Origin of the sequence: Clavibacter sp. CT19 (assembly GCF_027858075.1) — a bacterium.
GTDB classification, from domain to species: domain Bacteria; phylum Actinomycetota; class Actinomycetes; order Actinomycetales; family Microbacteriaceae; genus Clavibacter; species Clavibacter tessellarius_A.
Genome location: NZ_JAQHYR010000002.1, coordinates 96,192 through 109,860 on the forward strand (window position 1 = coordinate 96,192; position 13,669 = coordinate 109,860).

The window sequence follows — 13,669 nt, forward strand, 5'->3', positions numbered from 1 at the left end:
CCTCCATGTCCTCACCGGTCACCGAACACGCCCTCGGGGGCGTCGTGCACGGTGAGGACGCGGTTGAGGTTCGTCAGCTCGAGCACCGCCCGCACCTGCGCGTTCGGGCGCGCGAGCCGGAGGTCGCCGCCCGCCTGCCGGGCGCGCTTGAGGCCCGAGACGAGGGCGCCGAGACCGGAGGAGTCCATGAACTCGGTGCTGCCGAGATCGACCACCACGAAGGGGCGCCCGCCGTCGATGACCTCGGTCACGACGGTGGTGAGCTGACGGGCCGACACCATGTTGAGGCGCCCGGTCGGCGTCACGACGCTGACCTCCGTGCCCTGCTCTGCCACTGCGATGTCGATCATGCGTCCTCCTTGGCCGGCGTGAAGCCCCGGTAGCGGGCCGCACGGATGATGATGCTGAAGATCGCCAGGTCGAAGACGACCCAGGCGAGGTTGGTGAACGTGCCGAGCGGCGTCGCCTGTCCGACCGCGAGGCGGAGGAGGCCGATCGCCGAGGCGACGATGAGCGCGCCGATCACGTAGAGCTGCGGCTTCACCAGGTCCCAGCGCGGCTTCCCGCTCTCGGCGCGCACCTTGGGCGTCACGGCGAAGTCGAGGGGCTTGCGGAAGAAGACGTTGGCGACAGCGGTGGTGACCGAGGAGATCCACACCGGGAAGAGCGCGAGCGAGTACTGCTGCCCGCGCCAGGTGCGCTTGCCGCGGCCGACCACCGCGAACAGGAGCTGGTTGACGAAGAGGAACGGGATCAGGCGGAAGAAGAAGTCGGTCGAGAGCGCCTGCACGGGGAGCACGCCGAAGACCAGGTAGATGATGGGCGCCGCCACGTAGACGAGGGCGGTGAAGCCGGAGAAGTAGCTCCACATGGTGGCGAAGTACATGAGCCGCTGCGGGATCGAGAGCGCCTTCTGCAGCAGGGGGTTCTCGCGGAAGAAGACCTGGATCGTGCCCTGCGCCCAGCGGAGGCGCTGCGTGAGCATCGTCGGCAGGTCCTCCGGCGCGAGCCCGTAGGCGAGGACCTCGTCGTGGTACGCCGACTTCCAGCCGAGGCCGTGCAGGCGCATGCAGGTGGCCATGTCCTCGGTGACGGAGATGGTGGCCAGCGGCATGATCGACTGCGCGTCGTCGTCCCGGTGCACGTCGATGTCGCGGATGATCGCGCGCACCGCGTCGAGCGCCCCGAGCGGCGACCAGTCGCGCTGGGCCAGGCGGGTCATGGCGCTGTCGTCCACGAGCGACACCGCGTCGCGGTCGGCGGAGTGCCGGCCGGCGAGCGCGGCGATCTCCGCGAGGTCGGCCTTGAGCGCCGACATGTCGTCCTGCACCATGCGCGCGGCGATCGAGTCGACGCGCTTCTGGAAGCGGTACGTCACGTCCGCGAGGCGCTGGCCGCGGCGGAGCTCGGCGCGGGCGCGGCGCACGTCGTAGGTCACGTCGTCGAGCGCCTTGCGGAGGTCGACCTGGTCGGGCTCGAGCTCGGCGCGCGCCTTGTCGAGCACGTCGTTCGCGGTGCGGAGCGCGCGGAACACGCTGATCTCGGTGTCGGTCACGTAGCGGGAGACGCCGAGCAGCATCAGGGCCTCGCGGCGGAGGATCGCGTTGGAGCCGCAGAAGAACGCGGCGTTCCAGCCGTCCTTGCCCTGCTGGATGGGCCCGTAGAACAGGGGCGCCTGGCTGCCGAGCGGATCCGCGTCGGGCACGTTCACGAACACCTGCGGCGTCTGCACGAGCGCCATGCGCCGGTCGTCGAAGTAGCCGAGGGTGCGGTCGAGGATCTCGGGCTCGGGCACCTGGTCGGCGTCGAGGATGAGCATGAACTCGCCCTCGGTCGTGAGCAGCGCGTTGTTGAGGTTGCCGGCCTTCGCGTGCCGGGCCCGGCCCGACCAGTCGGCCGAGCGGGTGATCCAGCCGATGCCCTCGGCCTCCGCCAGGTCGCGCAGCTCCGTGCGGTTGCCGTCGTCGAGCACCCACGTCTTGTGCGGGTAGCGGATGCGCTGGGCGGCGCGCGCGGTCTCCATCACCAGGTCGAGCGGCTCGTTGTAGGTCGCGATGAACACGTCGACCGTGAGGCCGGGTCCGGGCACGGGCGGCTTCGGGCGGTCGCGGGCGCGCCACATGGTGAGGCCGAACAGCAGCGAGTCGATGAGGCTGTAGGTCTCGGCCATCACGAGCGGGATCGCGATCCAGAGCGCCTCCGGGTTCACGGAGAACAGCAGGCGCCAGATGATGTAGTTGAGGCCGAGGATCGCGGTGATCACGGCGAGGATCCGCACGATCGCGAAGCGGACCGTCATGCGCTGGGCGCGCGGACGCCGCGGCGCCGCGGTCGTCGTCGTGGTGCTCATGCGCGCTTCACCGCGAGCACCGTCACGTCGTCGAGGGGCGTGCCGGCGGAGGCGAGGATCCGCACCCGCTCCACGAGCGCCGCCACCCCGCCCGACTCGCGCACGAGGCCGCCGATCAGCTCGAAGGCGGGGGTGCTGCCGCCGAACATGTCGAACAGGCCGTCGCTGAAGGTCACGAAGGTGTCGCCGTGGGCGAGCACGACGTGGCGCTCCTCCCACTGGTGCTCGGGGATGATGCCGACGGGCATGTCGGTCGTGCCGAGGTGCGTCACGCCGCCGCCCGGGTGCACGACGATCGTGAGGCCGTGCCCGGCGTCCGCGTAGCGGAGGAGGCCCGAGGCCTGGTCGAGGTGCCCGTGCTGCAGGGTGACGAACGCGCCCGTGCGCTCGAGGTCCGCCTCGAGGGAGCGCGCGGCGTCCGTGACGAGGAGGCCCGTGTCCTCCAGCACGCCGGCGCCGAAGCGGTCGGCCGTGGCGGCGATCCCGCGGAGGACGGCGCGCACGGTGGCCGTGAGGATCGCCGCGCCCGTGCCCTTGCCCATGACGTCCGCGATGGCGAAGCGCAGGCCCGACGGGGTGCGCTCGTAGTCGTAGAAGTCGCCGCCGACGACCTGGGCGGGCACGCACACGGCGGCGATCTCATATCCCGGCAGCTGCACCTCGGCCGCGGGCAGCAGCGCGGACTGGACCGCGTGCGCGCGCTCCATCTCGGCGCTCGCCACCAGCTCGCGCTGCGCCCACTCCGCGAGCTCCTCGAAGAGGGCGAGCTGCGCCCCGTCGAGCGAGCGCGGCCGGACGTCGTAGAGGCAGAAGGTGCCGACGACCACGCCCTCGGTGTCCCGCAGCGGATGCCCGGCGTAGAAGCGGATGTGCGGCTCCCCGGCCACGCTCGGCAGGTGGCGGAAGACGGGATGCATCTGCGCGTCCTCGACGACGAGCAGGCGCTCCTCCCGGACGGTGGTGTCGCAGAAGACCGTGCTGATGGGCGTCTCGGAGAGCTCCGCGCCCGCACAGGAGGCAAACCACATGCGGTCGTGGTCGGCGAGCCCGATGGTCGACAGCGGCACGTCGAACGCCGTGCGGGCGAGCCGGGTCACACGGTCGAACCGCTCCTCGGGCGGCCCGTCGAGCAGTCCGAGCGCCTCGACGGCACGTTGCGCGGCGAGTGCCCGCGCGTCCTCGATCAGAGTCATCCCCGCCCCTTCGCCGTCATGGACCCCCGTCCACGGCACCCGAACCCCGCGGGTGCCTCAACCATACGTGCGCGGAAGGATCGCGTACTACCTCAGTGGCCGCTCGGCGTCGAGATAGGTGGTCGTCTCAGTGGTGGGCGGGTGGGGGCGGGCCGGGTGGTCTCCGTCGGAACCCATCCGCGTCGCTGTCCGCGGGGCGCGGCCGTGTGCAAGGCTGCACTGATGACGAGCACCGCCGGCATCGCATCCCGCCGCCAGGAGCTGACGGGCTGACGGGGATCCGCGCCCTCGCGGCGGCGTGGGTGGTCGTGGAGCACTTCCGGCTCGTGCTCTACGGGTTGTTCCCCTCCGCGCAGGAGGTCATCGGCCCCTGGGTCCGCTCCGGGTTCCTCGGCGTCGAGATCTTCTTCGTCCTGAGCGGCTTCATCATCGCCTACAACTACGCCGACCGGTTCGCGACGCCCTCCTGGTCCGGCTACCGCGCCTTCCACGAGCTGCGGTTCGCGCGCATCTACCCCGTGCACCTCTTCACGCTGCTCGCCATGCTCGCGCTGGTCCTCGGAGCCCGCATCCTCGGTGTCGCCCTCTCCGCCGACGGCGGCTACACGCCGCTCTCGTTCGCCGTCAACCTCCTGAACGCGCAGACCGTGTTCGGCCTCTCGGCCTGGAACGGCCCCGCGTGGTCGATCTCCGCGGAGTTCGCGGCCTACCTCGCGTTCCCGCTCATCGCGATCGGACTCGTGCGGCTGCGCACAGCAGCGTCGGGCTTCGGGGCAGCGGCGCTCCTGGTCGTGGTGGGCGCCGCGGCGATGCTCGCCGCCGGGGCGCTGGTCATCGACTCGCCCTCCGCGTTCCTGCTCATCTGGCTCCGGATCGCGTTCGAGTTCACCGCGGGCTGCTGCCTCTTCGCCGGCTGGCGCTGGCTCGGCGACCGCCGCTTCGGGTGGGGCTGGGACGTGACCGCCGCCGTCAGCGTCCTCGCGCGCGCCGTCGCACTCGCCTCCATGGGGGTCGAGGGCACGCAGCCCCTGTCGACGCTGCCCGTGATCGCCCTGTTCGTCCTCGCCTGCGCGGGCGCCACGGGGCCGGTCGGTCGGCTGCTCAGCTCGCGGCTGCTCCTCTGGGGAGGCCGGATCTCCTACTCCGTGTACATGACCCACTTCATCGTGCTGATGGTGCTGGGGGCGCTGCTCCCCGTCGGGCGTTTCGCGGATGCCGGCACCGGCGTCAAGCTGGCCATCCTGGTCGGCCACTACGCCGTCGTGGTCGCCGTGGGGGCCGCGTGCTACCACCTCGTCGAGGAGCCCGCGCGGAAGGCCGTCCGGTCGCGCATCTCGCGTCGGTCCCGGGGCCCCGCCGTCCGACCGTAGCCCGGGAAGCCGCGCGGACGCCCGGCTTCCCGGACCCCTTGCGAGCAGTACCCCCGGTCGGACTCGAACCGACACTGCGGCGATTTTAAGTCGCCCGTCTCTGCCAATTGGACTACGGGGGCATGGCGCCGGGGCGCTCCCGACAGCCTACGGTCGGCGAGCGGATCCGGCGCCCACGCACGACGACGGCCCGCAAGCGGATGCCTGCGGGCCGTCGTCGGTGGAGCTAGAGCGTCACGCGGATCAGGCCGTGCGGTCCTCGTCCTGCGTCTCCGCGCTGGGCGAGGAGCTGTAGCTGCCCGCGAGCGCCGGGGACTTCTCGCCCTCGGTGGGGGCGTCGGCCTTCTCCTCGGCGGCCTTCTTGGCCGGCGCCTCCTCCTTCTTCGCGGGGGCGGCCGGAGCGGCATCCGCGGCGGGGCGCGGGCGCGACGCGAACGTCTCGAACGCGGTGCGGGGGGTCTCGCGCGCCTCGAGGGAGACGATGTCGCGACCCCAGACGAGGTTGTTCAGCCAGCCCGTGACGACGCGCGCCTTGCGCTCGAAGGACGGGATCGCGAGCCCGTGGTAGCCGCGGTGCATGACCCAGGCGGGGAAGCCGGTGATGCCGAGCTTGCCGGACTGGAACGCGCCCTGGTAGAGGCCCAGGCCCGCGACGGCGCCGAGGTTCTTGTGGAAGTAGTCGGTGATGCCCTCGCCGCGGATGCTCGCGGTGAGGTTCTTCGCCATGAGCTTGCCCTGGCGGACGGCGTGCTGCGCGTTGGGCACGCAGAAGCCGCCGACGCCGCCGCCCGTGAGGTCGGGGGTGGCCGCCACGTCGCCGGCGCCCCAGGCGTCCGCGACGATGCCGTCGTCTCCCTCGACGCGACCGTCGGCGCGCACGCGCAGGCGCCCGCGCTCCTCGATGGGGAGGTCGGTGTTCTTGAGCATGGGGCTGGCCATGACGCCCGCGGTCCAGACGATGACGTCGGACTCGAACGACTCGCCGGTCGACAGCTCGACGACGCCGCCGACGGCGGACTTGAGCTGCGTGTCGAGGTGCACGAGCGCGCCGCGCTCGGCGAGGTTCTTGAGCACCCAGTGGCTGGTCTCGAGCGACACCTCGGGCATGATGCGGCCCATCGCCTCGATGAGGTGGAAGTGCGTGTCCTCGAAGTCGATCTCGGGGTACTTCTTCACGAGGTCGGTCGCGATGCTGCGCATCTCGGCGAACACCTCGATGCCCGCGAAGCCGCCGCCGACCACCACGAAGGTGAGGAGGCGCTCGCGCTCGGGCCCGGCCGGGAGGGTGGCCGCGCGGTCGAAGTTCGCGAAGATGCGGTCGCGGATGGCGACGGCCTCCTCGATGGTCTTCAGGCCGATGGCCTCGTCCGCGACGCCCGGGATCGGGAACGTGCGGGAGACGCTGCCCGCGGTGACGACGATGATGTCGTAGGAGAACTCGTACGGCTCGCCCACGGGCGGCGTGATGGTCGCCGTCTTCGACGCGTGGTCGATGCCGGTCACCTTGGCGGTGACGACGTTGGTGGTGCGCAGGTGGCGTCGCTGGGACACCACGGCGTGGCGCGGCTCGATGGATCCGGAGACGACCTCGGGCAGGAACGGCTGGTACGTCATGTACGGCAGCGGGTCGACCATGGTGACCTCGGCCTCGCCGGATCGGAGGTGCGACTCGAGCTTCCATGCCGTGTAGAAACCGGCGTAGCCGCCGCCGACGATCAGGATTTTGGGCACGATGGATGACTCCCTGCAGATTGTGGTCGGAATCAGGCTACTCCCTCCGGAGCAGCCGTCTGAAATGCCGCACGGCCACCACGGACATCGCCGCCGCCGCGCCGGCGAAGAGGGACAGGACGAGGGCCGGGATCCCCGCCTGCCGGAGCGCGCCCACGGTCGGCAGCGGGTCGGCGGCGGGGTCGGCGGGCGCGGCGTCCGCGGGCACCGTGGGGGCCGGATCCGCCGTGGCTCCCGCGTCCGGCGTCGGCGTCGCGACGGGCGCGCGACGGTACAGGCGCACCCACTCCTCGAGGTCGCCGAGCGGCTTGCCGCTGGCGGGCGCGACGTCGGCGGTCACGGCGGCGGCCGCGTCGACGAGCCCGCGGCCGTAGATCTCGGGCTGCCCCTTCTGCCGGGCGGTGGCGAGCACCCGCTCGACCACGTCGTCGGCCTTCAGCTCCGGATGCGCGGCCCGCACGAGCGCGACCACGCCGGAGACGAGCGGCGCCGCCCCGCTCGTGCCGCTCCACTGCACGTAGCCGCCGCCCGGGGCGACGCCCACGAGCTGCTCGCTGGGCGCCGCGACCGCGATGGTGATGCCCTGCGACGACGCGTCGAAGCTGGCGGCACCCGACCGGTCGACGCCCGCGACCGCGAGCACGCCCGGGATCGTGGCGGGCGCGCCGACCTCGGTCGTGCCGCTCCCCCGGTTGCCGGCCGCCGCGACCACCACGACGTCGTGCTGGTACGCGTAGAGGAAGGCACGGTCCCAGCTCTCCGGCCAGTCGAGCGAGTTGCGGGTGAGGGACATGTTGATGACGCTCGCGCCGTTGTCGACGGCCCAGCGCACGGCGTCGGCGATCTGCGCGTCCTCGTCGCGCGCGCCCGGCGTCGGCCCGCCGAGCGCGACCGAGACGCTGAGGATGCTGGCCGCGGGGGCGACGCCGATCACGCCGGAGCCCGTGCCGGTGCCGCGGCCGGCCAGGAGCGAGGCGACCATCGTGCCGTGCTCGCTGGAGGCGCCGACCGGCCGGGTGCCCCCCGCGGATCCGACGCCCGAGACGTCCGTGCCGCCGACGACCGCGCCGCGCAGGTCCGCGACCGAGGCGTCGACGCCCGTGTCGATGACGGCGACCTTCACGCCCTCGCCGCGCGTCGTGCTCCACGCGCGCTGGACGCCGTAGTCGGCGAGCCAGTACTCCCGCTCGCGCACGGGATCCGCGACCGCGGGCGACGCGGCGGCCAGCACGGAGGCGAGCGCGAGCACCGCGACGACCAGCCCGCGGGCGGCGCGATGCGGCGACCCGGCGGGCGTGCCGGCGGCGCGGGCCCGGCCGGCGCGTCCGCGGATCATGCGGCGTCGTGGTCGGCGCACTCGCAGACGTCCGGCGACCAGGAGGCGCGGGCCAGCGCGATGTCGCCGATGGGGTTCACGCCCGGGCCCGCAGCCAGCGCGTGGCCGGCGAGGGCGTGCAGGCACTTGACGCGCACGGGCATGCCGCCCGCGGAGACGCCCGCGAGCTCCGGCACGACGAGGATCGACTCGCGGTCCGCGAGATAGGACGCGTGGGCCGCGGCGTACGCGTCGCGCATGGCTTCGTCCTCCGCGAGGTCGTCCTGGAGCTCCGCCATGACGTGCTCGGCCTCGAGGTGCGAGATCGCGGCGGTGGCCGCGGGGTGGCACAGGTAGTAGAGCGTGGGGAACGGCGTGCCGTCGCTGAGGCGCGGGGCCGTGCTCACCACGGTGGGGTTGCCGCAGACGCAGCGCGCGGCGATGCCGACGACGTCGCGGGCGGGACGGCCGAGCTGGGCGGACACGACGCGGACGTCGCGCTCGGAGGGCGGGTCGAAGGGGGGTCGGGTCACTGGTCGCCTCCCTGGACGGATCCCTGGAGCTGTTCGGGCGGGGTGTCGCTGAGTCCGCTGGTGAGGGCGGAGCCGAGGAGGGCCTGGACCCAGTCCTGCTTCGTCTCCTGCAGGTCGTCGCTGATGGGGGCGCCGTCCGGGGTGGTGGTGGCCGCCGCCTGGCCGCCCGTCGCGGGCAGGCCGCGCACGAGGTAGCTGGTCTCGCCGGGCATCACGTAGAAGAGGCGGTCGCGCACCTGCGCCTTGAGGAAGGCGGGGTCGTCGTAGCGGGCGCGCTGGTCCTGGAGCTGCGCGATGGTCTGCTTCTGCGCGTCGACCGCGCTCTGCAGGCTGCTCAGCTGCTGGCGCTGCTCGAGGTAGATGCGCAGGCCCGGCGCGAGGACCACGACCGTGAGGACGAGGAGCACGAGCACCATCGCGGAGAACCCGGAGAAGCGCATGCTGCGGAGCCAGTTGCCGGCGGGCGCGTCGCCGTCGGGCAGGGTGACGGGGACGCGCTCGGTGCGCGGGCGCTCGGACCGGCGGGACCGGAGGGCGTCGAGGCCGGGGAAGCGGGCCATCGGTCCTCCTTCGTGTGTCGGTGGTGCGGGTGTCGCGGTGGTGCGGGTGCCTGTGCCGCGATGCGGCGGGACGGCGGCGGCGGGACGGCGGGCCTCCTGGCCCGCCGCCCCGCCGCGTCGTCGGTGGTGCGCCGCCGGTCCGCCCGCCCCCGAGGGCGCGGGCCGACCGGGCGGATCAGCCCTGGAAGCGCGGGAAGGCGCCGCGACCGGCGTAGACCGCGGCGGCGCCGAGGTCCTGCTCGATGCGGAGGAGCTGGTTGTACTTCGCGACGCGCTCGCTGCGGGCGGGGGCGCCGGTCTTGATCTGGCCCGCCTCCACCGCGACCGCGAGGTCGGCGATGGTGGTGTCCTCGGTCTCGCCCGAGCGGTGCGAGAGCACCGTGGTGTAGCCGCTGCGCTGCGCGAGGGCGACCGCGTCGAGCGTCTCGGTGAGCGTGCCGATCTGGTTGACCTTCACGAGGATCGAGTTGGCGACGCCGCGCGTGATGCCGTCGGCCAGGCGCTTCGGGTTCGTGACGAAGAGGTCGTCGCCGACGATCTGCACCTTCGAGCCGAGCTCGGCGGTGAAGTGGTCGTAGCCGGCCCAGTCGTCCTCGTCCAGCGGGTCCTCGATGGTGATGAGGGGGTAGGACGCGACGAGGTCCGCGAAGTACGCGGTCAGGTGCGCCGCGTCGACCTTCTGGCCCTCGAACGTGTAGGCGCCGTCGGAGTAGAACTCGCTGGACGCGACGTCGAGGCCGAGCGCGATCTGCTTGCCGGCGGTGAAGCCGGCGGACTCGATGGCCTCCATGAGCAGGTCGAGCGCGGCGCGGTTGCTGTCGAGGTTCGGGGCGAAGCCGCCCTCGTCGCCGAGGCCGGTGGACAGGCCCTTCTCCTTCAGCAGGCTCTTGAGCGCGTGGTACGTCTCGACGCCCCAGCGCAGGCCCTCGGAGAAGGTGGACGCGCCGACGGGGAGGAGCATGAACTCCTGGATGTCGACGTTGGTGTCGGCGTGCGAGCCGCCGTTGATGACGTTGAGCATCGGGACGGGGAGCGTGTGCGCGTTCGGGCCGCCGAGGTAGCGGTAGAGGGGCAGCTCGGCCGAGTCGGCCGCGGCCTTCGCCACCGCGAGGGAGACGCCGAGGAGCGCGTTGGCGCCGAGGCGGGACTTGTTCTCGGTGCCGTCGAGCTCGATCATCGTGGCGTCGATGATGCGCTGGTCGGCCGCGTCGAGGTCCTGGATGGCGGGGGCGATCTCGTCGCGCACCGCTGCCACGGCCTTCTGGACGCCCTTGCCCAGGTAGCGGCCCGCGTCGCCGTCGCGCAGCTCGTACGCCTCGAACGCGCCGGTGGAGGCGCCGGACGGGACGGCGGCACGCGTGAACGTGCCGTCCTCGAGGAGCACCTCGACCTCGACGGTCGGGTTGCCCCGGGAGTCGAGGATCTCGCGTGCGTTGACTGCTTCGATGGCTGCCACGGAATGGTCTCCTTGCGTTGCGGTGGGGGGGTGGGAAGTCGGGTCCATCCTAGCCGCGGGCCCCTCGCGGGCCGCGGGCGACGGCGCCCCCGCGCAGGTGTCGCGCAGGTGACGGATCAGCCGCGCGGGCCGCCGTCGAGCGAGCGCTCCTGGAGGCTCGCGGCATCCGCCGTGTCGGCGTCGACGGCCGCGAACGTGCGGAAGCCCTGCTGCTTGAGCGCCTCGAGGAGCGGCGCGACGTTCTTCGGCCGCGGCTCCAGCCGCACCCGGCGCCCGGACGCCACGAGCTCGGCCTTGAGGCGCGCGAGCACCGCGACGGGCGCGCGCCGGTCGTGCACGAGGGCGATCGCGTCGGCGTCCTCCGCGGCGGGGAGGACGGCCAGGTCGACGATCCGCTCGAAGCCGATGGAGAAGCCCGCGGCCGGCACGTCCTGGCCGAGGAACCGGCCGATCATGCCGTCGTAGCGGCCGCCGCCGCCCACCGAGCTGCCGGATGCCGGGTGCGCGATCTCGAAGATCGTGCCCGTGTAGTAGCCCATGCCGCGCACGAGGGTCGGGTCGAAGCGGAGCGTGACGCCCTCGGGCAGGCCGACGAGCGCGTCCGCCAGGGTCTCGAGGTCGGCCACCGCGTCGGGGTCGACGCCGGCGGGGAGGATCGCGGTGATCGCCTCGGTCGTGAGCGGCACGCCGCCGTCGGCGAGCGCGGGCTCGATGCGCTCGAGGATCCCGCCGAGCACGGCCGCCGCGTCTGCCCCGCCCTCGGCGAGCTCCGCCACGACGCCCGCGGCGCCGATCTTGTCGAGCTTGTCGATGCTGATGAGCGCCTGCGCCTGCCGGTCGGGCGCGAAGCCGCAGAAGTCGAGGATCCCGGCGAGGAGGCGCCGGTCGTTGACCCGGATGGTGCAGCCCGTGAGGCCGAGCGCCGCGAGCGTGGCCGCGGTGGCGGAGATCAGCTCGACCTCGGCCAGCTGGCCGGCCTCGCCGATGATGTCGATGTCGCACTGCATGAACTGGCGGTAGCGGCCCTTCTGCGGGCGCTCGGCGCGCCAGACGGGCGCGGCCTGGATCGACCGGAAGACGCCCGGCAGCTCCGCGCGGTGCGAGGCGTAGAACCGCGCGAGCGGCACCGTGAGGTCGAAGCGGAGGCCGAGGTCGGACAGGGCGAGCACGTCGCCCGCGTCGGCGGCCGCGTGCAGGTCGTCGCCCGAGAGGCCGCGCTTCAGCACCGAGTAGGCGAGCTTCTCGTTGTCACCGCCGAGGCCCGCGTGCAGCCGGCCGGACTCCTCCACGACGGGCGTCTCGATCTCGTCGAAGCCGTGCGCGCGGTAGGTGCGGCGGATGATGGCGAGCGCCTGCTCGCGGCGGGCCTTCTCGGCGGGCAGGAAGTCGCGCATGCCGCGGGGCGGCGTGATCTGCTGGGGCATCCCCCGATTCTGTCAGGCGGCGGGCGGGCGTCCGGCGCGCCCTCAGTCGGCGCGGCGCGCGGTCAGTCGGCGCGGTGCCGGTCGGGCGAGCCGGGGGCGCGCGGGCGGTCCGGCAGGTCGAGCCACGGCCGGATGCGCGGGACGAACGCGTCGACGAGCGCCTCGAAGCCGCGCATGGCCCGGACGCGGTCGCCGGAGATCACGAAGTCGAACTGGAGGCCGTACGACCCGGCCTGGAGGAGGTCGGCCGTGTCGACGGCGACGTCCTCGGGTACGCCGTGCGCCGTCATCCAGTCGAGCCCGAAGCGCCGCCACGCGGCGACGCTCGCGATGGCGTCCGGGCGCACCTGGCCGTCGCGGCTGCGGAGGAGCGCGGCCTCGAACTCGAGCCGCTGGAAGTCGCGGTTGACGTCGGTGAGCCGCCAGCGCCACGCCTGCGTCGCCCAGGCGCGCAGCTCGGTGGCGGGGATCGCGCGCGGATCGCCGTCCACCATCTCCGCCTGGCGCACGTCGATCGCGTCCATCGCCGCCTCGAGCAGCCGCGCCTTGGATCCGAAGTGGTAGACGAGCACGAAGGTGCTCTCGCCGAGCGCCTCGGCGAGGCCGCGGAAGGTCACCGACTGGAGCGGGTGCGTGCGGAGGTGGTCGAGGATGTGGGCCAGCAGGTCCTGGCGGCGATGCGGATCCGGAGCTGCCACCCCGTCACCATAACGCCTGTGATGGACGCTCGACGAAGGCCCGTACGGTGGTGGGGCTCGGACTGTCCGCCGTCTCCTTCGGGTGGATGCGGCGGACCAGGCGCCCCGGGATCGGGTAAATCCCGGGCCGCGCCCCCGCGGGCCGGACGACGCGTCACGCGCTCCGGCCCGCGTCGGCGCTCCCGACGCCGGCCGGGCCCGGCTCGACCTCGCCTCGACGCCCGAGCCCGAGCCCCTGCCCGATCCCGTGCCCCGCCGGGTGTCAGCTCCCGGCGGGATCCACCTCGCGCGGCGGCTCGGCCGCGCGGATCTCGTCCGTGAGCGACCGCAGCGTCGTCCGCAGCGCGCGCTCCGCGTCGAGCCCGCGCGATCTCGCCGACACCACGACCGCGAGCAGCAGCCGGCCGAGGTCGTCCTCGTCGTCCACCGGGATGGCCGCGGGCGCGTCGGGGTCGAGCAGGCCGATCCGCTCCGCTCTGCCGAGCAGCTTGTCGGCGAGCGCGAGCGGCGGCATGCCCGCGGGGATCCCGTCGAGCACGCTCGTGCGGGCCGACTTCTCCCGGTCCTTGGCGGCGCCCCAGACGCGGAGGACCTCCTCCACGGTGTCGGCGCGCTCGTCGCCGAACACGTGCGGGTGGCGGCGCACCATCTTGTCCGTGGCGGTGCGCGCGACGTCGGCGAGGTCGAAGCCCTCCCCCTCCGTGCGCGCGATGTCGGCGTGGAAGACCACCTGGAGGAGCACGTCGGCGAGCTCCTCGCGCATGCCCTCCACGTCGCCGGTCTCGATCGCCTCGACCAGCTCGTGGCTCTCCTCGATGAGGTACGGCACGAGCGAGCGATGCGTCTGCTCCCGGTTCCACACGCAGCCGTCGGGCGCGCGGAGCGCGGCCATGGCGTCGGCGAGGGCGGCGACGGCGACGGCCTCGCTCGGGTCGGATGCGGGGGCGGGGGCGGCGGATGCGGACGGGATCGCGGGCTCGCTCATCCGGCCAGTCTCGCATCGGGGTCTATGCGGTTCGGGTCCCTTCGCCCCTGGGCG

The 13,669-nt window shown here is 73.3% G+C and carries 12 protein-coding genes and 1 tRNA gene; 1 reads left to right on the plus strand and 12 read right to left on the minus strand.

The genetic code is table 11. The features are described from left to right. Positions 1-11: 11 nt before the first annotated feature. Genes PED38_RS02660 through PED38_RS02670 form a run of 3 tightly spaced genes read right to left on the minus strand, consistent with a single transcriptional unit; the run spans position 12 to position 3,543 of the window. Positions 12-350: an STAS domain-containing protein gene (locus PED38_RS02660; protein ID WP_063072562.1), complete on the minus strand. Its 339-nt coding sequence runs from the start codon at positions 348-350 to the stop codon at positions 12-14. Then, complete coding sequence (locus PED38_RS02665; protein WP_270979894.1) at positions 347-2,299, minus strand: glycosyltransferase family 2 protein; 1,953 nt, start codon at positions 2,297-2,299, stop codon at positions 347-349. The genes PED38_RS02660 and PED38_RS02665 overlap by 4 nt, the downstream gene beginning before the upstream one ends. A 47-nt stretch (positions 2,300-2,346) precedes the next feature. Continuing rightward, positions 2,347-3,543, minus strand: a complete 1,197-nt coding sequence (locus PED38_RS02670) for a PP2C family protein-serine/threonine phosphatase (protein ID WP_270979597.1) — start codon at positions 3,541-3,543, stop codon at positions 2,347-2,349. A gap of 206 nt (positions 3,544-3,749) precedes the next feature. Between PED38_RS02670 and PED38_RS02675 the strand changes: the two genes are divergently transcribed. After that, the gene (locus PED38_RS02675; RefSeq protein WP_270979600.1) at positions 3,750-4,913 is read left to right on the plus strand and encodes an acyltransferase family protein; all 1,164 of its coding nucleotides are present in this window, start codon (positions 3,750-3,752) and stop codon (positions 4,911-4,913) included. 48 nt (positions 4,914-4,961) lie between these two features. Here PED38_RS02675 and PED38_RS02680 read toward each other — a convergent pair. The 9 genes from PED38_RS02680 to PED38_RS02720 form a co-directional block, all read right to left on the minus strand. Beyond that, positions 4,962-5,035, minus strand: a tRNA-Leu gene (locus PED38_RS02680). A 121-nt stretch (positions 5,036-5,156) separates the two neighbouring features. Next, entirely contained in the window at positions 5,157-6,644 is a 1,488-nt protein-coding gene (locus PED38_RS02685) for an NAD(P)/FAD-dependent oxidoreductase (protein WP_063072559.1), read from the minus strand. 37 nt (positions 6,645-6,681) lie between these two features. After that, positions 6,682-7,980, minus strand: a complete 1,299-nt coding sequence (locus PED38_RS02690) for a S8 family peptidase (protein WP_270979602.1) — start codon at positions 7,978-7,980, stop codon at positions 6,682-6,684. Next, positions 7,977-8,492: a DUF501 domain-containing protein gene (locus tag PED38_RS02695; protein WP_063072557.1), complete on the minus strand. Its 516-nt coding sequence runs from the start codon at positions 8,490-8,492 to the stop codon at positions 7,977-7,979. The genes PED38_RS02690 and PED38_RS02695 overlap by 4 nt, the downstream gene beginning before the upstream one ends. Continuing rightward, positions 8,489-9,052: an FtsB family cell division protein gene (locus tag PED38_RS02700; RefSeq protein ID WP_270979604.1), complete on the minus strand. Its 564-nt coding sequence runs from the start codon at positions 9,050-9,052 to the stop codon at positions 8,489-8,491. Before PED38_RS02700 ends, PED38_RS02695 begins: the two co-directional genes overlap by 4 nt. Before the next feature lie 175 nt (positions 9,053-9,227). Then, positions 9,228-10,508, minus strand: a complete 1,281-nt coding sequence (gene eno, locus PED38_RS02705) for a phosphopyruvate hydratase (RefSeq protein WP_063072549.1) — start codon at positions 10,506-10,508, stop codon at positions 9,228-9,230. Positions 10,509-10,624: 116 nt separating this feature from the next. After that, the gene (gene hisS, locus PED38_RS02710; RefSeq protein WP_270979605.1) at positions 10,625-11,932 is read right to left on the minus strand and encodes a histidine--tRNA ligase; all 1,308 of its coding nucleotides are present in this window, start codon (positions 11,930-11,932) and stop codon (positions 10,625-10,627) included. Between the two features lie 62 nt (positions 11,933-11,994). Further along, the gene (locus tag PED38_RS02715) at positions 11,995-12,630 is read right to left on the minus strand and encodes a TetR/AcrR family transcriptional regulator (RefSeq protein ID WP_063072547.1); all 636 of its coding nucleotides are present in this window, start codon (positions 12,628-12,630) and stop codon (positions 11,995-11,997) included. A gap of 262 nt (positions 12,631-12,892) precedes the next feature. Continuing rightward, entirely contained in the window at positions 12,893-13,615 is a 723-nt protein-coding gene (locus PED38_RS02720; RefSeq protein ID WP_270979606.1) for a MazG family protein, read from the minus strand. Positions 13,616-13,669 lie beyond the last annotated feature (54 nt).

Coding starts and splice junctions, on each gene's coding strand:
- hisS (WP_270979605.1), bottom strand. CDS start 11,932: ATGCCCCAGCAGATCACGCCGCCCCGCGGCATGCGCGACTTCCTGCCC.
- PED38_RS02670 (WP_270979597.1), bottom strand. CDS start 3,543: ATGACTCTGATCGAGGACGCGCGGGCACTCGCCGCGCAACGTGCCGTC.
- PED38_RS02660 (WP_063072562.1), bottom strand. CDS start 350: ATGATCGACATCGCAGTGGCAGAGCAGGGCACGGAGGTCAGCGTCGTG.
- PED38_RS02720 (WP_270979606.1), bottom strand. CDS start 13,615: ATGAGCGAGCCCGCGATCCCGTCCGCATCCGCCGCCCCCGCCCCCGCA.
- PED38_RS02665 (WP_270979894.1), bottom strand. CDS start 2,299: ATGACGGTCCGCTTCGCGATCGTGCGGATCCTCGCCGTGATCACCGCG.
- PED38_RS02700 (WP_270979604.1), bottom strand. CDS start 9,052: ATGGCCCGCTTCCCCGGCCTCGACGCCCTCCGGTCCCGCCGGTCCGAG.
- PED38_RS02690 (WP_270979602.1), bottom strand. CDS start 7,980: ATGATCCGCGGACGCGCCGGCCGGGCCCGCGCCGCCGGCACGCCCGCC.